Source organism: Halogranum rubrum (genome assembly GCF_900114455.1).
GTDB classification, from domain to species: Archaea; Halobacteriota; Halobacteria; order Halobacteriales; family Haloferacaceae; genus Halogranum; species Halogranum rubrum.
This window is the reverse complement of record NZ_FOTC01000011.1, coordinates 1-22,130: the sequence shown is the minus strand read 5'-3', so window position 1 is coordinate 22,130 and position 22,130 is coordinate 1. Positions and strand designations below refer to the sequence as shown.

Below are 22,130 nucleotides of genomic sequence, written 5' to 3'. Positions count from 1 at the left end.
TCAGTACCCGATGGTCAGCCCGTCTTTGCGTGGTTCTGTCGCTCCGGAGAGCGTCCCGTCCTCGTTACGGACGATCTGTGCGCCACCGAACTGCAAGCCGGGGAGGATGCGCACGTCGTGGCCCTTCCGAGCCAACTTCGTCGGGATACCCGACGCCATGTGCTCCTCGACGGCGAGCGTGCCGTCCTCGCGGTATCGCCAGCGCGGTTCGTCCAGTGCCTCTTGGAGGCTCATCCCGTAGTCGACGATGTTGGAGATGACCTGTACGTGGCCCTGCGGTTGCATGTAGCCGCCCATCACGCCGAACGCCGCCCAGTCGTCTTCTCCCAGTTGGGCGACGGCGGGGACGAGCGTGTGGAACGGACGCTTCCCCGGTTCGAGACGGTTCGGGTGGTCGCGGTCTAGCGAGAACGACGCCCCGCGGTTCTGGAGTGCGATGCCCGTGTCGCCAGCGACGAGGCCGCTGCCGAACCCGGCGAACCGAGAGTTGATGTAGGAGACGACGTTGCCTTCGTCGTCGGCGACACACAGAAGCACGGTGTCGGCGTCTTCTGCGTTGGCTCCCGGCACGCCGAAGGAGACGTCCTCCATCCGCTCGTCGCCGATGTTGGCGGCGCGCTCCTCTGCATACGTCTGCGAGTTCAGCGGCGGAATCTCCTCGTACTTCGGGTCGGTGATGTAGCGGTGGCCGTCGTGGAAGGCGAGTCGGGTCGCCTCGGCGAACTCGTGGACGCGTTCGACGGAGTGCAGGTCGTGGTCGCCCGCGCCGCGGACCTGTGCGATGTTGAGCGCTTCGAGCGCGATGAGTCCCTGATTGTTCGGCGGCAGTTCGTAGACGTCGACGCCGTTGTAGGTCGTACTGATGGGGTCGAGGAACTCCGGTTCGAACTCGGCGAGGTCGTCGACGGTCATGAACCCGCCCTTCGACTGAATCTCTTCGGCGATGGCCTCGGCGACGTGGCCCTCGTAGACGACGTCTGCGCCCTCGTCGGCGATGGCTTGCATCGTCTCGCCGAGGTTCGGAAGCCGCATCGTCTCGCCCATCTTCGGGGCGCGGTCGTTCAGCAGGTACGCCTCGCGGGCGTGGTCGTCCTCGAACAACTCCTCGGCGTAGGTCCAGTGGCTGGCGATGACCTCGGTGACGGGGTAGCCCTCTTTCGCGTAGCGAATCGCGGGTTCGAGCACCTCCGAGAGCGTGAGTCGACCGAGTTCCTCGATTGTCGTCTCCCACCCGCGGGCGGTTCCGGGGACGGTGACGGTGTGCGGACCGGTGTCCGGCATCTCGACGTCTTCCGGATCTTCGTCCTCCGCTTCGGCGACGGCCTCGCGGACGTTCTCTATCGTCGCCTCGGCGGGCGCGCCGCCACAACTGCGCATCGCGCCGACGTCGCCGTCGGCGGTCCGATAGAGGCCGAAGACGTCGCCACCGATACCCGTACTGGTCGGCTCGACGACGTTCAACGCCGCCGCCGAGGCAACGGCCGCGTCGAAGGCGTTGCCGCCGCGCCTGAGCATCTCGATGCCCGCCTGTGCCGCCAGCGGTTGACTCGTCGAGACGACGCCGCGCTGACCGTAGACGGTCGACCGACGGGAGTGGTATTTGTCGATGTCTACCATATACCACAAGGTTTGGACACACCCTATAAAACCGTCCACCAAACCTATTCGGTATGTCACCACCCGAATGAGTTCGGTGGAGACTATACCTCCCGCGACACTGACTCTCAGCTATGACGTTCTCCATCTGTGTCCGTGAAGAGACAGACGACGGCCCCGTCTTCGGTGTCGCCGTCGCGACAGACGCTCCCGCCGTCGGCGCGCTCGCTCCGTGTATCTCTCACGACGGAGTCATCAGCACCCAAAGCTTCGTCAACGTCCGCCTCGGTCGACGCGGTATCGAGTTACTGCCGGACCTCGCCGTCGACGACGCGCTCTCTGGACTCCTCACACAGGACGACCACCGCGAACTCCGGCAGGTCCACGGCATTGACTTTCGAGGGAACGCCTACGCCTTCTCCGGCGACGAGTGCGACGGCTGGTTCGGCCACGAAGTCCACGGCGACGAGGGTATCACCGTCGCCGGTAACATGCTCGCGAACGGTGAGACGCTCTCGGCCGCCGTCGAGGCGTATCGAGAGAGCGACGGGCAGGTCGGCGAACGCCTCGTCGACGCCCTCGCCGCGGGCAAGGAGGCCGGCGGCGACAAACGCGGCCACACCTCCGCGGCGCTGAAGGTCAAAGCCCCCGAGACGACCATCTACCACGACCTGCGGGTGGACGAACACGAGACGCCCATCGCGGAACTCCGGCGGGTGTACGAGGCTGCCCGCGAGGCCAGCGAGCAGTTCACCGAGGCAAAGAAGTCCAGAATCTTCGACTGAACGACACCGCTCACGACCATCCTACTGCGGATACAGCAGACGCAACAACTTGTACAAATTAGGAGTGGGAAAAAATCCGAATCGAAACACACGACGAGACGAACGACTCTCGTGTCCCGAACCCACGTGAGCGGTATCCTCTCTTCGACGACATCTCTCTTTTCCCTCAGAGCGGATACAAACTGTTTCTCGGAACGATTTCTAAAAATTGTAGAATGTCTACAGTTCTTGAACAGTCTCTTCTCGGTCGCTCCCGACACGCCCTGTTCAATCCTCGTGTACTGCACCCGCCCCCGACTTATTCCAACTTACTCTATCTACGAGGTGGGAGTCGGTCGTCTCTCGTCGCTCGACAGTTCTCTCCTTCGCCCGTGGCTTCCCTCCACGTCACGGGGTAACTTTTTCTCGGCGTCACGCGAAGCGCGATTCATGACGAGAAAGCAGTCCGTCCAGCAGCAGCTCATCGACAGCGGCGTCGTCGCTGTGCTCCGTGGAATCCCCAGAGACCAAATCGTCGACGTCGCGGAGGCGATTCACGCGGGCGGCGTCACCGCACTTGAAGTCACGGCTGACGCCGGAGACTACGCAGAGATGATTGCGGCAATCGACGACGCACTGGCGGAGACTGACGCCGTCGTCGGCGCGGGAACCGTTCTCGACGAACCGACGGCGAGACGCGCAATCGACGCCGGCGCAGAGTTCGTCCTCGCGCCCAACTTCGACGAAGCGGTCGTCGACAGCTGTAATCGAGCACAGGTGGTCTGTATCCCGGGCGTCATGACGCCGACGGAAGCCGTCGACGCGCTGGAAGCCGGTGCGGACATCCTGAAACTGTTCCCCGCGTCGGTCGTCGGCCCCGACCACGTCGGCGCACTCCGCGGACCGCTCGGTGACATCCCCATCATGCCGACCGGTGGCGTGTCGGCGGACAACGCGGCCGACTACTTCGACGCCGGTGCCGTCGCCGTCGGTGCCGGGTCGGCACTCGTCGACTACGAGGCCATCGAGCGTGGCGACATGGACGCCGTCGAAGCACGCGCCGCCGAGTTCGTCGACGCCGTCGAGACTGCTCGCGCCGAGTAACGCGACTGCGCATCGACCGCACGTCGAGACCGCTCGCCGCTCTCGACGTCCGTCTGGTCTCTCGGTCTCTCGGTCTACTGGCCGAACTGGCTCGCCGAGCGGTTCGCTGTCGTCCCGGTACTGTCGGCGTCGACCCGAAAGGGCGACCCGGCGTGCTATCGAGACTCCTCGCGAATCGACAGCGCAGACGGGGCCGCGTCCGTCACCGACACGTCGCAGGCGCCGACCGTCTCGCCGCCGAGTTCCCACGTGACGTCTGCGGGTGCGTCGACGGTGAGGGCCTCGCCACCGAAGTTCGCGACCCACGTCAGGTCGCCCCGCCGGGTGAACCGCACGTGGTCGGGAAGTGGGTCTGTCGTCTCCACGCCAGTTCGGTCGAGTAGGTCACCGACGAGTGCGTCTGCGAACGCCGGTTTCGGCCACGTACCGACGTACGTCGTCGACCCCGTTCCTCGCTCGCTCCGGACGACGGCGGCCGTCCCGTCGGCGGGACCGTCGTCGTACCGACCGAGTACGTCCGTGTCGTCGTCGGAAACCAGCCACTCGTTCCAGACGTGACTGTCGAACTGCCGGCCCGCGTAGTCGACCGTATTGGCCAACGACTCGGGGACGCTCTCGTGTTGGTCCACGGTGGCACCGACGAGCGACCGGAGCGGTCCGGGTTGCGGGGCGTCGTGCAGTTTGTTGTACGGGTCTTTCACGCCGGACCGCATCGTCAGCAGTAGTTCACCGCCGCCGTCGACGTACGACTCCAGCGTCTCGGCGCGTTCGTCGTCCGTGAGGTAGAGCGTCGGCGCGACGACTGCCTCGTAGTCGGCGAGCGGTGTCGTTGGAGAGACGACGTCGACGGTGACCGACCGACGGCGGAGCGCCGCGTAGTACGTCTCCAGATGTTGCCAGTAGTCGAACTCGGGCGTGTTCGGCTCTTTGTCCAGTGCCCAGAGGTTGTCGTAGTCGTGGAGGAGTGCGACGTCGCCTGTCGCCGCGTCGGCTTTGTCGTCGTCCGTCGCCGCCGCGAGTCGGTCGAGGTCTGCCGCCGCTTCGACCGCATCGTGGTAGCCCGCGTCGGGTTCGCCGTCCTGTCTGAGCAGGCCGCTGTGGTACTGCTCTTGTCCCATCAGGCACCGTCACCAGCGGAAGTACGCGACGACGTCCGCACCGTGGGCGACAGCGTAGTGCGCCCACAGTCGCATCGCACCGTCGGCGGGCTGCGGCGAGTACGGCGGCCAGTTGATGTCGCCCGGCTGTTGCTCCATCACCCAGTGTGGTGCGTCGGTCATGCTCCGGTAGATGTCGTGGTCGATGCCCAGGTTGTCCGGGTTGCCGGCGCGGAACTCGTCGGCCGACACCGACTCGTGATGCGCTTGGACGTGTCCCGTCGGGTAGGAGTCCCACGACGCGAAGTCGAGGTCTTCGGCCACGTCGTAGGCGTTCAGGCCGTCGTGAGACATGAAGTTGTGCGTCACGAACCACTCGTCGTTCGCCTCGCGGAGCGCCTCGACTTGGAGTCGGTTGTAGGCGACGACGCCGTCGTTGGTGAACCGGTCGTAGTCCAACAACCGCGAGGGGTGGTGGTCGGCGGCCGTGTGCCGCGGCGGGTCGACCTGCGCGAACGAGTTCAGGTCCTGACTCCAGAAGCCGGTTCCCCAACAGTCGTTCAGGTCGTCGACGTCGTCGTACGTCGCGCGTAACCAGTCTCTGAACGCGCTCGCGCAGTCGTCGCAGTAACAGTGTAACGTCCCGTGACAGCCGTACTCGTTGTCGGTTTGCCATCCGGCGACGGCCGGATGGTCGGCGAAGTGGTTCGCTAGCTTCTCGACGATTCGACGGCTCTCGCGACGATAGACGGGCGAGTTGAAACAGTAGTGTCGGCGACCACCGTAGTCTCGGACCGTCCCGTCTGGTTCCTCTTGTCGAACGTCGGGATACTCGTCGACGAGCCACTTCGGCGGGGCCGCCGTCGGCGTACACAACACCGCCTGCATCCCGTGGTCTCCGACGAGCGAGACGGCGCGGTCCAGCCACTCGAAGTCGTACTCGCCCGGTTCCGGTTCGAACTTCGACCAGGCGAACTCACCCATTCGAACGTATTCCAGCCCCGCCGCCGCCATCTGCTCGATGTCGGCTTCGAGTCGCTCCTCTGGCCAGTGCTCCGGGAAGTAGCAGACGCCTATCGACATACGTGTGCCCATCACGGTGGTAGTATATCAACGTGCGGACCGCCGAACGCTTCGTGAAAGATACGGTTCGATTGAGTGAACTAGTCACTAGAGTTCGAGCAGCGGGATGCCCCGTTACCACTCGGTGATGCTCCCGTCTTCGTGCCGCCAGATGGGGTTGTGCCAGTTGACAGTCTTCTCGGCTTGTTCGCGGACGTGCTCCTCGTTGATGTCGATGCCGAGTCCCGGCCCGTCGGGGATAGAGACGTAGCCGTCGTCGTAGTCGAACACCGTCACGTCTTCCAGATAGTCGAGGACGTCGGACGTCTCGTTGTAGTGGATGTTCAGACTCTGTTCTTGGATGAGCGCGTTCGGCGTACAGGCGTCCACTTGGATACAGGACGCGAGTGCGATGGGTCCCAGCGGGCAGTGCGGCGCGAGTGCGACGTCGTAGGCTTCGGCCATACTGGCAATCTTCTTGACCTCGGTGATGCCGCCGGCGTGCGAGAGGTCCGGTTGAATCACGTCGACTGCGCCGTCTTCGAAGACCTCCTTGAAGTCCCATCGAGAGTACATCCGCTCGCCGGTCGCGATGGGAATCGTCGTGTGCGCGGCGATGTCCGGCAGCGCATCGTTGTGTTCCGGGAGCACCGGTTCCTCGATGAACATGGGGTCGTAGGGTTCGAGCGCCTTCGCGAGACGCTTCGCCATCGGTTTCGTCACACGTCCGTGGAAGTCGACGCCGATGTCGACTTCGTCGCCGACGGCGTCTCTGACCTTCCGCAGTCGGTCGACGGCGTCTTCGACGGCAGAGGGGTTGTCGACGCGCTCTAACTCCTCCGTCGCGTTCATCTTCAGTGCGGAGAAGCCCGCGTCGACTTTCTGTGCCGCTTCGTCGGCGACTTCGGAGGGTCGGTCGCCGCCGATCCACTGGTAGACGCGGATGCTGTCGCGTGCTGCTCCGCCGAGGAGTTCGTAGATGGGCGCGTCGAGCGACTTGCCTTTGATGTCCCACAGCGCTTGGTCGATGCCGGCGATGGCCGACATCAGAATCGGTCCGCCGCGATAGAACCCGCCGCGATACATCGTCTGCCAGTGGTCCTCGATGGCGTTGGCCGGTTCGCCGACGAGATAGTTGTCCATCAGTTCCTCGACGGCGGCGCGAACCGTGTGTGAACGGCCCTCGACGACTGGCTCACCCCAGCCAACCGTTCCGTCGGCTGTCTCGACGCGCAGGAACATCCATCGCGGTGGTACCTCGAACAACTCGTAGTCGATAATCGGGTTCGTGTTCATCGTCTCTTGTCCTGTGGATTGTGTGTCTGATTGCATAGTCTTTCTCCCGGTGAGTGGTGGACGTACTCGTAGTATTACAGCACTACCGCTGTAACTTCCGCTCTACAATCTCACTGGGCTGTTGTCTCTCTTCGGCAAATAATCAAATACCCGCCAAATCTGTATCATTTGGAGGGATATATTGCCCTATTATAACAATACTTTTGGCAGGGCACTCTACGTCAGACACGAACTGCTAGACCGTGACAGTATGGGTCGTTCGCTTCTCTCTCGACTATCTATGTCTCTACTGCCCGTTCTAGTTAGCGTGCTGCCATCGCTCACCTCGTGACTACTGTCGCTCTCCTTCCGAAAGTAGTTTCGAGCGAGTCGACGTCGCTGTCACTGGGCCGCGGTGGTACTTGTGTTGTTCACGTTCTCGTTTCACGGTTCTCTGACCGAATCGTCTCTTCTGTACGCTCGTCACAGTTGTGCTATCTTCTCACAATTCTATATGCTCCGACTCATTCTCTAAATCTGTTAGTTCCTTCTCGAACTCCGTCCCCACAATCACGGGCTAGGTCTGCGCGAAGAGTCTCACGTCGCGGCGACCGTAGCGGTTTCTCGCGCGAGTGTGGTCGCGTCGAGGCGTCTACGAATTGCTGTAGTTGCTGTGCGGTCCGACACGATGACACGCCGCCGTGTGCGCCGCGTCGACGGCAACCGTCGTCGGCGTATCGCTCGCGCACGGCGACGGAAACGCCTCTTCGACTATCGACGCCGCTCGCTCGTCGTTGCCCGCGACGACAGCGGAAGTCGCTTCTTCCATGATGATGACCGCGTCGTCCGGGAGGCTCTCACGTGTGCCCGTGAGCGTCCCGTCGACGAGGTGGTCGACGACGTGGTCGTCGTCGGTAGGGTGCCCTTCGGCCCGCAGACGGTCTCTCGCCGCCTCCGGGTCCAGTTCGCCCGCGGTGACGCGCGTCCGGAATCTGAACGCTCGCCGGAACGCGTCGTCGGTGCCCGGCCAGTCGTCCGGCGGCACGACCGCCGGACAGCGCGTGTGGAATCGGCAGCCAGACGGCGGGTCGATGGGTGATGGAACCGTCCCTTCGAGGAGGATTCTGTCGGTCCGCGCCGCCGGGTCGATACGCGGCACTGCCGAGAGCAGTGACTTCGTGTAGGGGTGCTGTGGGTTGTCGAACAGGTCGTCGGTCGGTGCCGTCTCGACGAGTTCGCCGAGATACATCACGGCGACGCGGTCGGCGAGATACCGCACGACAGAGAGGTCGTGGGTGATGAACAGCAGTGCGAGGTCCAGTTCCTCTTGTAACTCCTCCAGTAGGTTGAGAATCTGCGCCTGCACGCTCACGTCGAGTGCCGAGACGGGTTCGTCGGCGACGATGACGTCCGGTTCGAGCGTCAGTGCCCGGGCGATACCCACACGTTGCTGTTGCCCGCCCGAGAACTGTTTCGGGTACCGGTCCATGTGGTTCGCCTTCAGGCCGACGCGCTCTAAGAGGTCACGTGCCCGCTCGGTTCGCTCCGCGTCGGAGTCGCCGATTCCGTGGACCTCCATCGGCGCTTTCAGAATCTGCCCGACCGTCTGGCGCGGGTTGAGCGACGCCAACGGGTCCTGAAACACCATCTGGATGTGTCGCCGGTACGTCCTGAGTTCGCGGTTCGAGAGGCCTGTGAGTTCGTCACCGCGGTACTCGACGCTCCCCGCCGTGGCGGCGTGATGTTGCAAGAGGGTACGTCCGAGCGTACTCTTGCCACACCCCGACTCGCCGACGACGGCGAGCGTCTCGCCCTCGCGAACGGAGAGGTCGACGCCATCTACCGCTTTCACCGACCCGGTCTCGCCGACCAGTCGGTCGAGAAACCCGTCCGACTGGGCGAAGTACTTCTTCAGCCCCGTCGCTTCGAGGACGACGTCTCCCTCGGCGGTCGAGTCGCGTGTCGGTTCGTCGGTCGGACTCGGCTTCGTCTGACTCTGTCTACTCTGTCTGGTCATAGTCGTCGCTCCTCCGGACCACGACGGAGACACGCCGCCTCGTGGTCGCCCTCGCCCACCTCGCGGAAGTCGGGGTCGACCTCGAAACACTCGCGTTCGGCTTCGGGACACCGCGGCGCGAAGTGGCAGGCGTAGGGGATATCGATGAGGTCGGGGACGTTCCCCTGGATCGGCGTGAGTTCGTCGTCCGGTGCGTCCAGTCGCGGCGTGCTGGCGATGAGTCCCTGCGTGTAGGGGTGTTGCGGGTTCGAGAACAACTCGCGGGCGCTCGCCCGTTCGACAATTTCGCCCGCGTACATGACGGCGACGCGGTCGCAGACCTCCGAGACGACCGCGAGGTCGTGCGTGATGAGCAGGATGGAGGTGTCGAACGTGTCTTTCAGGTCGCGGAGTTCGTCCAGAATCTGCGCCTGGACGGTCACGTCGAGCGCCGTCGTCGGTTCGTCGGCGATGAGCAGGTCCGGTTCACACGAGAGCGCCATCGCGATCATCGCGCGCTGACGCATCCCGCCGGAGAACTCGTGGGGGTAGTCGCCCGCACGGCTCTCGGCCTCCGGAATCTCGACGGCTTCGAGCATCTCGATGGCGCGCCGCCACGCCTCACTATTTTTCGTCGCCCCCAACAGCTTGCGCTTGAGTTCGGCGGGCAGCGAGACGGACTCGCCGACGTCCTGATGGAGTCGGACGGTCTCGGCTATCTGCTCGCCGACGGTGAGCGTCGGGTTGAGGCTGTTCATCGGGTCCTGGAAGATCATCGAGAGTTGCCCTCCGCGGAGCGCTTCGAGGTCTCCAGCCGACTTGTCGAGCAGCGACTCCCCAGCCAACTGGATGTCGCCGTCGACGATACGCCCGGGGTCGTCGACGATGCCCATGATGCTCTGGGCGAAGACGCTCTTGCCAGAGCCTGATTCGCCGACGAGACCGAGAATCTCGCCGCGTTCGACCGTCAGGTCGACGCCGTCGACTGCGGTGACGGTCCCCCGCGACGTGGGGAACTGCGTCTTCAAACTCTTGACTTCGAGGAGGCTCGACCCCGTCGTCGAGTCGCTCGACTCGTTGGTCGAGGGAGACGCGCGGTCCGAACTCATCGCGCCTCCACCTCCCCTTCGTCGATGTCGAAGGCGTCGCGCAGGCCGTCACCGAACATGTTGAACGCGAGGACGGTCAGCATGATGGCGAGTCCGGGCATCACCGAAATCCACCACGCCTCGCTGATGAACTGCCGCCCGTCCGAGAGCAACAGCCCCCACGTCGGCGTCGTCGGTTTGACGCCGAGACCGAGGAACGACAGACCGGCCTCCGCGAGAATCGCCAACGGAATCATCAGCGTCGCCTGCACGATGAGCGGGGCGACGGCGTTTGGAAGGATCTCCTTGATCATGATGCGGCGGTCGGACATGCCCACCGTCTGGGCAGCCATGATGTACTCCTCTTCGCGAATCGAGAGCACCTCCCCGCGGATGAGGCGGGCGAAGTCGTCGATGTACGCGATACCGATGGCGATGACGACGTTCACCACCCCCAACCCGCCGGAGAGTGCGATGATGGCGACGCCGAGAATCAACTCGGGAAAGGCCCACTGGAAGTCGACGTAGCGCATCAGCAGGCTATCTATCCACCCGCCGTGGTAGCCCGCGAGGATGCCGATGGCCGTCCCGAGAGTGAACGCGAGTGCGAGTGTCGCCAACGCGACCAGCAACGACACCCTCGCACCGTAGATGAGGCGTGTGAGGATGTCGTGGCCGAACGAGTCAGTTCCGAGGGGATGGAACACCTGCTCGACTTGGCCGTCGCCGTCGACGTCGGCCTGCGAGGAACTTCCGGGTTCCTTCATGAATCCGAACGTCTCTTCCTCGCCGTAGGGGGCGATGACCGGCGCGAGCGCCGCCGTCAGGACGAAGAGCACGATGACGATTGCGCCGAAGAGTGCGAGTTTGTCTCTGAGGACGCCCTCGACGAGTCGCTGTCGTGTGCTCTTGTACTCCTCGACGGCTTCCGATTGTTCGTACTCCGCCGGCATCTCGCCGGGTCCGTAGGTGCCGCGGTTCTCGCCGAAGTCGGTGCTCATGCACTCTCACTCCCGTAGCGGATGCGCGGGTCGATGGCGGTGTACGCCAAGTCGACGGCGAGGTTCGTGAACACGAGGACGGCCGAGACGAGTAGGATGACCACCTGCGTCACGGGGTAGTTACGGTCGAGCATCGAGTCGACGAGCAGGCGGCCGAGTCCCTGAATCCCGAAGACCAGTTCGACCGTGACGCTCCCGACGAGCACGAGCGCGAGTTGGATACCCGCGACGGTGACGACGGGGATGAGCGCGTTCTGGAGCGCGTGTTTGTAGAGTCGCACGCGCGAGTTCACGCCCTTCGCGAGCGCCGTCTTCATGTACGGTTCGTCGAGCACTTCGAGCAGCGACGAGCGCATCATCCGCATCACGACTGCGCCGTAGGGGAGTCCGACGGCCAGTCCCGGCAAGAGGATGCTCTCGAACCACGGGACGAGACCCTCCGAGATGGGGACGTAGCCGAACACTGGCAGGAGGTCCAGCCAGACGCCGAAGACCAGCGCGAGCAGGATGCCGACGAAGAACGCCGGCATCGATAGACCGAGGAACGCGACGACAGTCGCCACGTAGTCCACGGGTTCGCGCTTCCGCGTCGCGCTGACGATGCCAGCCGGAACCGCGACGCTGAGGCCGACGACGACGGCGACGATGCCGATAGAGAGCGTCCGCGGTGCGGCCTGCATCACGAGGTCTGAGACGGCCTGGTTGTTGGTGAGACTCTGGCCGAAGTTGAACGTCGCGAGGTCGACCATCCAGTCGACGTACTGGACGTACCACGGCTGGTCGAGACCGAGTTGCTCGCGGAGCGCGCGCTTGGCGGCGGGCGTCGCCTCCTGTCCGAGCATCGTCGCCACTGGGCCACCCGGGATGGCGCGAAGGCCGAAGAACACGGTGGTGGCGACGAGCCACATGATGAACACCGCGTGGGCGACCCGTTTGAGGATGTACTGTCGCATGCTAGCCGTCCAACATCACCTGTGACAAGTCACGCATGAACGGGATGTGAGTGAAGTTCGACACCGAGTCGCTGAGCGCAGCGATGTCGTTCTGGTGGACGAGGTAGGCGTGCGGCACCTGCTCGATGAGGCGGTCCTCCAACTGCTGAAGGATCTGTTTGCGCTCCTCGCGGTCCAGTGCCTGCCGTTGCTCGGACAGCAGGTCGTGGACCTGCTGGTCCTGGAAGTTCACCCAGTTCCACACGCCGTCCTCGTCGGGTAGGCGGTAGAAGTTGTAGAGCGACTGGTCGGGGTCCGGGTCGCCGACGCTGCCGCTGATGGTGGTGTCGTAGTCGCCTTTCTCGTAGCGCTCCCAGTACGTCGAGGAGGTAACTTGCTCCAGTTCGACCTGGAACCCGGCGGCGTTGAGTTGCTGACGCATCGCCTTCGCCGCGCGGGTGTCGCCCTGCGTGACGAGGATAGAGAAGCTCTCACCGGAGATGCCGGCCTCTTCGATGAGCTGTTTCCCGGCCTCCATGTCGTAGGCTTGGTCGTCGGGTTTGTCCTCGCGGTAGACCCAGTTGGTCGCCTTGTTGATGGGACCTTTCGCGGCGAGCGCGTTGCCGAAGTACGCCGTCTCGATGAACTTCTCGTTGTCGATGACCTTCGCGATGCCCATTCGGGCCTCCCGCGAACTGAAGATGTCGCGGCGCTGGTTCATCGCCAGCCCGTACCAGTTCACACCCGGTGCGACCGAGGCGCTCACGCCGTCGGACTCCTCGATGCGGTCGAGGTTCTGTAGTGGAACGAGGTTCGCGAAGTCGATGTCGCCGCTCCGAAGGGCGTTGACGAGGGTCGCCGCCTCCGGGATGGGTCTGACGTCGATGCCGTCGAGGTAGGGGAGTTGGTTTCCGTCGTCGTCGGTCTCGAAGTACTCTTCGTTCTTGTCGAGGGTGAGTTTCGACCCGACTTCGTGTTCGCTCACCTTGAACGGGCCCGTCCCGACGGGCTTTATGCTGTACTCCTCTGCACCCATCTCCTCGATGGCCGTCTTCGAGACGATGGTCGCCGCCCGCCCCGGTCCGCGCGTGAGGTAGATGAGCGCGGGAGCCATCGCCTGTTCGAAGTTGAGCGTCACCGTGTAGTCGTCGTCGACGACGACGCCGTCCTCGTCGACGGGTTTCAGCGTCCCGAGTTTCGACGCCGCCGGCGCCTCCTCGCTGATGGTCCGGTTGATGGTGTACTTGACGTCCTCGGCGGTGAACTCGTCGCCGTTGTGGAATTTGACGCCCTCGCGCAGGTTGAACCGGATGGTCTTGCCGTCGTTCTCGACGGTCCAGTCTTTCGCGAGGTCACCGCGCACGGTGAGGTCTTTCTTGAGCGTGACGAGGCCGTTGAACACGTTGGCCGCGATTTGGAAGTACTGACCGACGCTGATGTACGGTGGGTCGAGTACGTCGATACTGCCGGTGAACCAACCCGCGCTCAGTCGGCCACCCATCGACCCGCTACTCGCCGTCGAGTCGCCGCTCTGGGTATCTTCCGTGCTGTCGGTACTGCCGCCGTCACCGCCACTACCGCCGTCGCCGCCGGTACAACCAGCGAGGCCGGTCACACCGGCCGCTGCGAGCAGTTTGACGGTCGTTCGTCGGTCGATCACTGGGCCGCTAAGGTCGTCCTCGGTGAACCCGCTGTCGTCGGGTGCAGTCATTACACTGCGACGTATGAGAACGTATTGCATATATGGTCACCCGAATATATTTGGTTCACCACCACAAAAGATCGAGAGACGACAATCTGTGGGTGAGAAAAATGAACGAACGAATATCTATCCGCTCGAAAAAGAAGTGTATTTTACGATGAGAGAGGTAACACTCCTCATTCGTCATCACGGTGAACCCGAGAGCGACGTGACTGCCAACTATCCACAGGTCACACTCAGTTCACGTTCGTCGATGACGGGGCGGACTAACAGTAGAAAGCGCATCATCGAAGTGTCGGGGAACCCCGAAGTCATCCCCGCGTTCTTAGAAGAGTTCGGCGAGGCCGACCCCATCCTCGACCTCGAACCGCTGTCACCCGTCGACCGCAACCGAGTGTACGTCGCGATGACCTACGACGCCTACCAGTGGGACAGTATCTCCGAGCGACTCTCCGATATGGAGGTTCACTACCGCAACGGGACGACCATCACGGCCGGGTGGGAGCGCTGGACGCTCTATCTCGACGACGACGACGACATCAACGAGATTCGCACGTCGCTGGAAGCCGCCGGAAACGACACGGAACTCGTCCGGAACGTCGAGTTGAGTGAGGTCGGCGTCACCAACCAACTCGACATGTTCGAGTTCGTCCAAGAACTCACGCCGCGTCAGCGCGAAGTGCTGACACTCGCTATCCGCGAAGGCTACTACGAGCGAGGCCGCGACACCTCTATCGAGGAACTCGCAGACATCGTCGGCGTCGCACCGACGACGGCGTGGGAACATCTCAAGCGCGCCGAAGGAAAGGTGATGTCTGAACTGTACGACTATCTCCAGTCTGCGCCTACCTCCGACTGAACTACTCGGTCAGTCGCGACAGTTCGTCGTCGGTCAACTCGATGCTCGACGCGGCGACGTTCTGTTCGAGGTGGTCGACGCTCGACGTCCCCGGAATCGGAAGCATCACAGGTGAGTGCTGGAGCAACCACGCCAGCGAAATCTGCTGCGTAGTCGCGTCGTGGGCGTCGGCGACGTCCTCGACGACGGACTCCTTCTCACCGAGGTCACCGGCACCCAGCGGGAACCACGGGATGAACCCGACGTCTGCCTCTTCGCAGGCTTGCAGCACTTCCTCGGATTCGCGGTTGCCGACGTTGTACTCGTTTTGGACCGTCGCGACGTCGACCATGTCGCGGGCCTCGTCGAGTTGTTCGACCGAGACGTTGCTCAGACCGAGGTGCTCGATTTTCCCCTCATCTTTGAGTTCGGCGAGTGCGTTGACCGAGTCCTCGAACGGCGTGTCGGGGTCCGGTCGGTGGTACTGATAGAGATCGATGGTGTCGACGCGCAGGCGGTCGAGACTACCGAGGATGGCGTTTCGGAGGTAATCGGGGTCGCCGTTCGGGAGCCACTCACCGTCGGCGTTGCGGAGCAGTCCCCCTTTCGTGGCGACGACGACGTCGTCCGGGTAGGGGTGGAGCGCCTCGCCGATGAGTCGCTCGCTGACGGCGGGACCGTAGGAGTCGGCGGTGTCGATGAAGTCGACGCCGCGGGCGAGGGCCGTGTGCAGGACTTTGTGGGCGTTCTCGGTGCTCTCCGGTTCGCCGATGATGTCGTCGCCGGTGAGTCGCATCGCGCCGTAGCCGAGGCGGTGGACGGGCGTCTCGCCGTCGAGGTGGAACACGTCGCTCTCGTTGGTGATTGCCATACTCGAATAGTCGTCCGAGCGTCAGTAATCCCTTTGGGCAGGGGAAACCCGCGTCGGGTTCGTCTCTCTCCCGAGACAGTAGGCGGCGGTGTCGCTTTCTCGTCTCGGCCCCTGTATATACTCATGGCCACCGATACCGGCGACACCGGAAATACCGGCGACACTGGCGACACCACGTGTAACTGTCCGCTCTGCGACCACCAATGCTCACACAGGAACCACCTCCGTGACCATCTCCACGAACACCACCGCAAGAGCGAGATTATCGACGTCTTCCTCGACCAGCACGCACCGTGAGCCGTCGACGGTTCTGACAATCGGTAGCGGTTTTGCGTCTCGTCTCCTCTCTCAGCTATGCGTCGACTCGGACTCCGCCTCCTGATGGCCGCCATCGGCCTGCTGCTGCTCGCGCTGTACCTCGGGTTGGCAGCACTCGGAACCGTCGTCATCACGACGGTGGTCTCCTCGCGGACAGACCTGGTGACGACGGTCGGTCTCGTCGTCGTGTTCGCCGTCGTGTTCGGCGTCCTCAGCTATCGCTTCGGCACCACCACCCTCCTCGCTTCGCTGGACGCTGTCGAACTCGACAGAGAGCGCGGGGGAGGCTTGTACCGCCGCCTCGACTGGCTGACCGCCGAGATGAACGTCGATACGCCGACGGTGTTCGTCGCACAGATGCAACTGCCGAACGCGATGGCGCTCGGCACCGCCCGGCAGGGCGTCCTCGTCGTCGACCGATCGCTCCTGTGGCTCCTGTCGCCCGCGGAGTTCGAGGCAATCTTGGCCCACGAACTCTCGCATCTGGAGAGTCACGACGGTCTCGTCCAGACGCTCGCGTACAGTGTGATGCGCACACTCGTCGGCCTCGTCTTCGTCGTCTCGCTCCCGTTCGTCCTCGTCGTGACCGGATTCGCGCAGGCGTTCGGGTGGTTCACCGGCCGTCCAGCGACGTGGACCGACTCGCCGTTCGGACGGCTTCGCGAGCGTATCGGCCAGGCGCTCGCCTTACTCCTCGTCGCACTCACGCTGCTCATCCGCGTGCACTCGCGACGACGAGAGTTCGCGGCTGACGACCGCGCCGTCGACGTGACGGGCGACCCACTCGCACTGGCACGCGCACTCCGCCGCATCGAACGCGTTTCGCAACCGACGTGGGGAATTCGCTCGCCATTGACCATCTACGGGAGCGAGGAGAGTTCGTTGGGGCGGTTGCTCTCGACACATCCGCCGATGGATGCGCGAGTGGAACGCCTCGTCGAGCGTGCCGAGGGACCCCCGCATGACGCGACGACGATACCTATTCAGTAGTCCCCGCCGAGAGCCACTGTATGACCGACCTCGAAGGAACGCTCGACCGACTCACACTCGGTGAACGAGTCTCGCTCATCGTCAAACCCGTCGCTCGCCCGGACGAGCGAGACGACGTGGACGCGACAGTCGTGAAGGTCGACCCGCCGTATCTGCTCGACGACGGCGAGAGCCTCTACACGGTCTGGCTCCGCGACGAGTCGGTGTTTCAGGTCACCGCGGACGGCTTCGACCTCGGCGAACTCCGAAGCGTCGTTCGCTGAACGGTGAGAGGTCGTGTGTCGTAGAGCGGATGGCGACGAACGTGTCGACCGAATCGTTTTCTCGCACGCACGCGACTGAAACAGTATGGCTGGCGAATTCGGTCTGGTCTTCGTCCTCGTCCTTGCACTCGCCCTCCTCGGACCGCTCGTCCTCTATGCGCTGGTCTCCGCCGAGACGACCGATTTACCGGTGATGGACCGCGATTCGGCGGAGCGAATCGCCAGGCGAGACGTCGACGACGAGTCACGGGTGGAGCGTGAGGACGGCTCGGATTAACCTGCAAAACGACAAGACACTGGAGCTACTACAGTAGCGTGTGAGCGACGACACCGATACGTGGCAGATGGACGTTCGCACTCGCCTCAGTGTGCTATCGGCCAATCTGGAGACGCTCGCACGCCTCGCGACGACGCTCGCGGGCGAGTCCGAGCATCCGCACACCCGCGAGTTCGACGCCCTCGCGACAGCCCTCCGAGAGGAGTCGCTGGTCATCCAAGACGTCCTCCAGTCCGGGACCACCAGAGAGCAAGAAGAGACGTTCCACATGGCGCTCGACAACCTCGTTCGACTCCGCGAGGACACCTCCGCACCGATACTCTCGGCGCTCGACGAACGCGCCGCCGGGTCACTGGAGACGTTCGAGTAGCCGGCTTCGCCGTCCACTTCCACACAGTCACTCTCCGGGCTTGTCCCTCTCGTCTCGTTAGTGACACCTCCCCTTCGCTCTCGAACGCTTTTCCCCGAGGCTAACGCACTTACGGCTCTCTCTGGAACGCTCTCACATGGAGTACACGACACTCGGTGACACTGGAACGACCGTCAGCCGACTCTGTCTCGGCTGTATGAGCTTCGGGAGCGGCCACGACTGGATGCTCGACGAGGAGGAGGGCGCGGAACTCGTCGAACGCGCCATCGAGTTGGGTATCAACTTCTTCGACACCGCCAACGTCTACTCGGCGGGCGAGAGCGAGTCCATCCTCGGCGACGTCCTCGCGGAGTACGACCGCGACGAGATGGTCGTCGCCACGAAGGTTCGGTTCTCGGGCGCGACAGAACACGAAAACGCCACCGGTCTCTCGCGAAAGACTATCGAACAGGAACTCGACAACTCGCTCGACAGACTCGGAATGGACACCGTCGACCTGTACCAGATTCACCGCTGGGACTACGACACGCCTATCGAGCAGACCCTTCGGGCACTCGACGACGCCGTCCGTCGCGGGAAAGTCCGACACGTCGGCGCGTCGTCGATGTGGGCACACCAGTTCGCGGAGGCACTACACACGTCTGAACGACTCGGACTCGAACGGTTCCAGACGATGCAGAACCTCTACAACCTCGCCTACCGGGAGGAAGAACGCGAGATGCTCCCGCTGTGCGCGAGAGAGAACGTCGGCGTCATGCCGTGGTCGCCGCTCGGTGCGGGGTATCTCACGCGCCCGCACGAGGAGTTCGACGCGACGGCCCGCGGCGAGCACGAAGATGGCCTCGGCCGACCCTACAAGCAGGGTGGCGGCGTCGAGATAAACGAGCGCGTCCAGGAACTCGCCGACGAGAAGGGCTACTCGATGGCCCAGTTGTCGATGGCGTGGCTCCTGCACAAAGACGTGGTCACGACGCCGATTCTCGGTACGTCGAGCGTCGACCACCTCGAATCCGCCGTCGAAGCGTTCGACATCGACCTGAGCGACAGCGAGTTGGAGTATCTGGAGGAACCGTACGAACCGGTTCAGGTGTCTGGGCACGAGTAGGGGTGTCACATAGAGGGCACGAACACGACGTGCGACTCAACTCGACTCGCCGCTGTTTCGAGAGGCCGTGCCGAGAGAGGAGACACCCTCTGTCAGTGCCTTTGGCTTCTCCACGAGACGGCGAATACCGGTGCTGAGGTCGATGGAAGGCTCGAGTCCGAGACGGTTCTGTGTTCTCGTGATATCTGCGACACTGTGTTTGATATCGCCCGGACGGTCGTCGCCGTATTCGATGGACGAGGAACTATCCGTAATCCGAATAATCTCCTCTGCGAGTTCCTGAACCGTCACCGATTCGCCTGTACCGACGTTGTACGCCTCACCAACGTGTTCCGTCGTTGCTGCACGAATGTTTGCAGCGACGACGTCGTCGACGTGGACGAAATCACGCGTCTGGGTTCCATCACCGTACACCGTGAGTGGGTCACCCTGGGAGGCCCGTCGGAGGAATTCACGGATAACACCACTGTACTTGTTGGCACTTCGATGTGAGCCGTAGACGTTGAAGTATCGTAGCGAGACAGTCTCCAATCCGTACAGATCGTGGTACAGTGTCGCGTACCTGTCTATCGCCAACTTCTGCAACCCGTAGGGTGAGAGCGGTTTGAGGCTGTGACTTTCGGGGATTGGAACGGTCTCGGGCCGTCCATAAATCGCTGCACTGGACGCCACGACTACACGCGCGTCTCGTTTGCGTGCTTCATCTAACACCGCGAGCGTTCCGTTACAGTTGACGTCGTTCGTACTGAACGGCTCTTTCACGGAAGCCTGTGGGTCGACGATTGCTGCCTCGTGAAAGACGATGTCGACGTCTGCCATTGCCTCGGAGAGCATCGGGCCTCGAATGTCACCCTCGACGAGCGTCGCCGCGTCGGGAACGTACCGTACGTCTCCACCGGACAGGTTGTCGAGTATCCGAACACGATTGTCTGAGACCAGTGTCTCGGCGAGATGACTGCCGATGAATCCGGCGCCGCCTGTGATGAGAATCGTCTTTCCTCGTAACTGTTTGACCATCGGCGGTAGTTGTGTGACCTACGGTAAAGTTGTAAGCCGCCAAACTAGAACCCCGTTCGGATAAATCGGCCTTTATGTATCTGTATTCGGACGATATACTCTGTCGGTTGGGGTAGAGTCGCGACAGAATCTGGTATAGCAAACTCCTGGACTGACGTCGGTCTCTCGGACGATGTTGCAACTGTTGACGTTCGCTGTCGTTCCTATACAATACAATACTCCTGTTCGCCCGTCGGCAACTCACTACTGACCCAATGAAACGGCACCTGGCCTCTATCTGCTCTAAGAGCGTTTCAGAGGCACAACCGCTCTACACCGGCCGGCTACCTGGATTCGTTTTCACGCGCGAGAGTCTAGCAACACTTCTCGGAACTTTATCCCGGTATTATCTGAAATATCCAGGATTTATGGAATTTGAACGAGGAGGAATATGGCTAATATCCTAAATTTGCACTTCTAGGCATTAGTTCGACAAAAATCCGTTTACTTGCGAATATTGCTCACTCTAAACATTACTGACTGTCTCTGGTTGACCGCGAATCCGTCAACCGCGACTTGCATCGTGGTGCTCGCTCCTCTCACACTCATGATGAGGTGTCGACCGGAACGAGCATCCGATACCGGTCATGCGAGACTCAGAGCGTAGGCGTTCTGATGTACGAACGAGACACGAACATCACTCGGTGTCGACGAGGCGCTCGTCACCGGGCGCTGGTTCGTCGCACTGACATCCTTTGTGCTGTGCAAATATCATCTTGGAAAGATGGTGTCTTGGTGATAGTCGTCCTGTCTCTCGTACTGTTCTCGTTCGAGGAGTCCAGCCACCGAGTGGAGTATCAACGCAGTAAAACACGAGAAGATGCCGACCATCGTGACGGTAATCGAGGTGATTGTCAGGCCGAGAGGGGGCACTGTGGTTATGTACCCCATCGTCGCTACGAGCGTGAAGGAGATTCCAAAGAGGATCAGAAGTAGTCCTGGGAGACCGAACGTCAACAGTGGACGTTCTCGCTCGACTGTATTCAGGATGTTCGTAACGAGCGTCAGTCCATGAACGAGCGGGTTCACACTGCTCGGGCTATCGACGTCGTAACTGACGTCGATACCGGCCTCCTTGATAGAGTATCCGTGTCGGTGCGCGTGATAGAGGATATCTGTGCTCGCACTCATCGATTCTCCGATTGTCCGATCCGTTGCGAGTGTCTTTATCGCTCGCTCGTCGTACGCCCGAAATCCACTCTGCGTGTCGGTGACCCACGAATCACTCCGGACGACACCGAGGCTCAGATTTGTGAGTAGGTTGATCACACGGAGCCCGAACAGTCGGTACAGGGGGGCATCACACGAGCCGTCGTCGACGAACCGGCTTCCCACGACGACCTCTACATCGAGTTTCTTCTGTGAGTTCAGTAGTTTTGGGATATCACGTGGGTCGTGCTGTCCATCGGCGTCCAACGTGACGAGTTGTGTCGCGTTTCGACGGTATGCTTCTCTGAACGCCGTCCGGAGCGCGGCACCGTAGCCTCGGTTCTCGACGTGTTCGACGACAGTCGCGCCTGCTTCGCGAGCGACGCTGACGGTCGAATCGGAGCTACCATCGTCGACCACGATGACCTCGTCGGTGAACGGCTTCGCTCTCCTCACTACGTCCCCGATTGTCTGTGCCTCGTTGTAGGCTGGAATCGCCACGATAGTCTCTGTAGTGGCAACCTTGTCTTCTCTATCCTGAGCCACCGACGCAGTCGCATCGACAGTCGAGGCCAGCGCGTCTTCTGTCGCGACGAGAGTGTGGTCTCCTCGAAACAGGTCGGGACCATCACCTGATAGCACTATCCGATAGTTCAGTCGCTCTGCTTCACTCTCTAACTTCCTACACAGTTCGTTCCGACCTTCTACCACGCCGTCCGGGTGAATGAGTGAACCACCAAGCTGTTCGACGAAACGGAGTTGGTCGAGGTTCATCCCCCGTTCGTAGGTAACCAACGACTTGTATCCTCGTCCGTTCGCCTGAACGATTCGTCGCGCGAGCCTTCCCAAATTCGCCTCTGTCGCGATGAGACCGATTGCTTGGCTCTTCCCGTTCGTATTCGTGTCTCTCGTTGCGTTGCTCATCAATTATAGGGCACTGTCTAGTTAACCTCCTGAGCTGGCGTTCGACCACCGAGCGATTGATGCGGTCGCTGAAAATTATAGTAATGAACGAACACTGCAAGCCACCGGCGGACGCTCAGCCGACTGCCCACCCATGAGTTGTGGAAACGGTCGACCCTCATTTTGAACGTGTGAAACCACTTTTCGATCAGGTTTCGCTCTGTGTAGTCGACCCGACCGTTCAACCCTAATCGAGAGAAGGCAGTCCGATAACCGAAGGCATCGGCGAGAAACACCGCGTCTGAACAGTCGTGTTTCTCGCAAACGCCGTGGAGAAACGCAGCCGCCGGATCAGTCCCATGATTCTTGAACA

Annotated in this window: 20 protein-coding genes and 1 pseudogene; 9 read left to right on the top strand and 12 right to left on the bottom strand. The window is 62.2% G+C overall.

Annotation, left to right across the window (positions count from 1 at the left end; all coding sequences use genetic code 11):
* Positions 1-1,617 carry a gamma-glutamyltransferase family protein gene (locus BM083_RS21955; RefSeq protein ID WP_089872678.1) on the bottom strand — a complete coding sequence of 539 codons (1,617 nt, stop codon included), beginning with the start codon at positions 1,615-1,617 and terminating at the stop codon, positions 1-3.
* Positions 1,618-1,730: 113 nt separating this feature from the next.
* Here BM083_RS21955 and BM083_RS21950 point away from each other — a divergent pair, with 113 nt between their 5' ends.
* Positions 1,731-2,381 (top strand): DUF1028 domain-containing protein, encoded by a 651-nt coding sequence (locus BM083_RS21950; RefSeq protein ID WP_089872676.1) that lies wholly within the window; start codon positions 1,731-1,733, stop codon positions 2,379-2,381.
* Positions 2,382-2,810: 429 nt separating this feature from the next.
* The gene (locus tag BM083_RS21945; protein ID WP_089872674.1) at positions 2,811-3,464 is read left to right on the top strand and encodes a bifunctional 4-hydroxy-2-oxoglutarate aldolase/2-dehydro-3-deoxy-phosphogluconate aldolase; all 654 of its coding nucleotides are present in this window, start codon (positions 2,811-2,813) and stop codon (positions 3,462-3,464) included.
* Positions 3,465-3,619: 155 nt separating this feature from the next.
* On the opposite strand, the pseudogene BM083_RS21940 reads toward BM083_RS21945, so the two are convergent.
* From BM083_RS21940 to BM083_RS21910, 7 genes and pseudogenes are all read right to left on the bottom strand, one after another.
* Positions 3,620-5,644: pseudogene (locus BM083_RS21940) on the bottom strand (beta-galactosidase).
* Positions 5,645-5,758: 114 nt separating this feature from the next.
* On the bottom strand, positions 5,759-6,919 hold the full coding sequence (gene dgoD, locus BM083_RS21935) for a galactonate dehydratase (RefSeq protein ID WP_009377758.1): 1,161 nt from the start codon (positions 6,917-6,919) through the stop codon (positions 5,759-5,761).
* A gap of 631 nt (positions 6,920-7,550) precedes the next feature.
* The gene (locus BM083_RS21930; RefSeq protein WP_245756976.1) at positions 7,551-8,915 is read right to left on the bottom strand and encodes an ABC transporter ATP-binding protein; all 1,365 of its coding nucleotides are present in this window, start codon (positions 8,913-8,915) and stop codon (positions 7,551-7,553) included.
* A complete protein-coding gene (locus tag BM083_RS21925; RefSeq protein ID WP_089872670.1) occupies positions 8,912-10,003 on the bottom strand; it encodes an ABC transporter ATP-binding protein in 1,092 nt (363 codons plus the stop codon). The genes BM083_RS21930 and BM083_RS21925 overlap by 4 nt, the downstream gene beginning before the upstream one ends.
* Positions 10,000-10,983: an ABC transporter permease gene (locus BM083_RS21920; protein WP_089872668.1), complete on the bottom strand. Its 984-nt coding sequence runs from the start codon at positions 10,981-10,983 to the stop codon at positions 10,000-10,002. The genes BM083_RS21925 and BM083_RS21920 overlap by 4 nt, the downstream gene beginning before the upstream one ends.
* Positions 10,980-11,936 carry an ABC transporter permease gene (locus BM083_RS21915; RefSeq protein ID WP_089872666.1) on the bottom strand — a complete coding sequence of 319 codons (957 nt, stop codon included), beginning with the start codon at positions 11,934-11,936 and terminating at the stop codon, positions 10,980-10,982. Before BM083_RS21915 ends, BM083_RS21920 begins: the two co-directional genes overlap by 4 nt.
* Position 11,937: 1 nt before the next feature.
* Positions 11,938-13,626: an ABC transporter substrate-binding protein gene (locus BM083_RS21910; RefSeq protein ID WP_089872664.1), complete on the bottom strand. Its 1,689-nt coding sequence runs from the start codon at positions 13,624-13,626 to the stop codon at positions 11,938-11,940.
* Positions 13,627-13,774: 148 nt separating this feature from the next.
* On the opposite strand from BM083_RS21910, the gene BM083_RS21905 reads away from it, so the two are divergent.
* The gene (locus BM083_RS21905) at positions 13,775-14,476 is read left to right on the top strand and encodes a helix-turn-helix domain-containing protein (RefSeq protein ID WP_089872662.1); all 702 of its coding nucleotides are present in this window, start codon (positions 13,775-13,777) and stop codon (positions 14,474-14,476) included.
* A gap of 1 nt (position 14,477) precedes the next feature.
* Here the strand turns inward: BM083_RS21905 and BM083_RS21900 are convergent, their stop codons facing one another.
* On the bottom strand, positions 14,478-15,326 hold the full coding sequence (locus tag BM083_RS21900; RefSeq protein WP_089872660.1) for an aldo/keto reductase: 849 nt from the start codon (positions 15,324-15,326) through the stop codon (positions 14,478-14,480).
* 123 nt (positions 15,327-15,449) lie between these two features.
* Here BM083_RS21900 and BM083_RS23615 point away from each other — a divergent pair, with 123 nt between their 5' ends.
* From BM083_RS23615 to BM083_RS21875, 6 genes are all read left to right on the top strand, one after another.
* A complete protein-coding gene (locus BM083_RS23615) occupies positions 15,450-15,623 on the top strand; it encodes a hypothetical protein (protein ID WP_009377766.1) in 174 nt (57 codons plus the stop codon).
* A gap of 57 nt (positions 15,624-15,680) precedes the next feature.
* Positions 15,681-16,634 (top strand): M48 family metallopeptidase, encoded by a 954-nt coding sequence (locus BM083_RS21895; RefSeq protein WP_089872659.1) that lies wholly within the window; start codon positions 15,681-15,683, stop codon positions 16,632-16,634.
* Between the two features lie 20 nt (positions 16,635-16,654).
* Complete coding sequence (locus tag BM083_RS21890) at positions 16,655-16,897, top strand: hypothetical protein (protein ID WP_009377768.1); 243 nt, start codon at positions 16,655-16,657, stop codon at positions 16,895-16,897.
* 85 nt (positions 16,898-16,982) lie between these two features.
* Complete coding sequence (locus BM083_RS21885; protein ID WP_089872657.1) at positions 16,983-17,174, top strand: DUF8143 family protein; 192 nt, start codon at positions 16,983-16,985, stop codon at positions 17,172-17,174.
* A 40-nt stretch (positions 17,175-17,214) separates the two neighbouring features.
* Positions 17,215-17,544 carry a hypothetical protein gene (locus BM083_RS21880; RefSeq protein WP_009377770.1) on the top strand — a complete coding sequence of 110 codons (330 nt, stop codon included), beginning with the start codon at positions 17,215-17,217 and terminating at the stop codon, positions 17,542-17,544.
* 136 nt (positions 17,545-17,680) lie between these two features.
* Positions 17,681-18,649 carry an aldo/keto reductase gene (locus tag BM083_RS21875; protein ID WP_089872655.1) on the top strand — a complete coding sequence of 323 codons (969 nt, stop codon included), beginning with the start codon at positions 17,681-17,683 and terminating at the stop codon, positions 18,647-18,649.
* Positions 18,650-18,685: 36 nt separating this feature from the next.
* Here BM083_RS21875 and BM083_RS21870 read toward each other — a convergent pair whose 3' ends face one another.
* The 3 genes from BM083_RS21870 to BM083_RS21860 form a co-directional block, all read right to left on the bottom strand.
* Complete coding sequence (locus BM083_RS21870; protein WP_089872653.1) at positions 18,686-19,666, bottom strand: NAD-dependent epimerase/dehydratase family protein; 981 nt, start codon at positions 19,664-19,666, stop codon at positions 18,686-18,688.
* 750 nt (positions 19,667-20,416) lie between these two features.
* Entirely contained in the window at positions 20,417-21,778 is a 1,362-nt protein-coding gene (locus BM083_RS21865; RefSeq protein ID WP_089872651.1) for a glycosyltransferase family 2 protein, read from the bottom strand.
* Between the two features lie 17 nt (positions 21,779-21,795).
* Positions 21,796-22,130 (bottom strand): integrase core domain-containing protein (locus BM083_RS21860; RefSeq protein ID WP_143085800.1); only part of this gene is annotated, 335 nt, incomplete at its 5' end.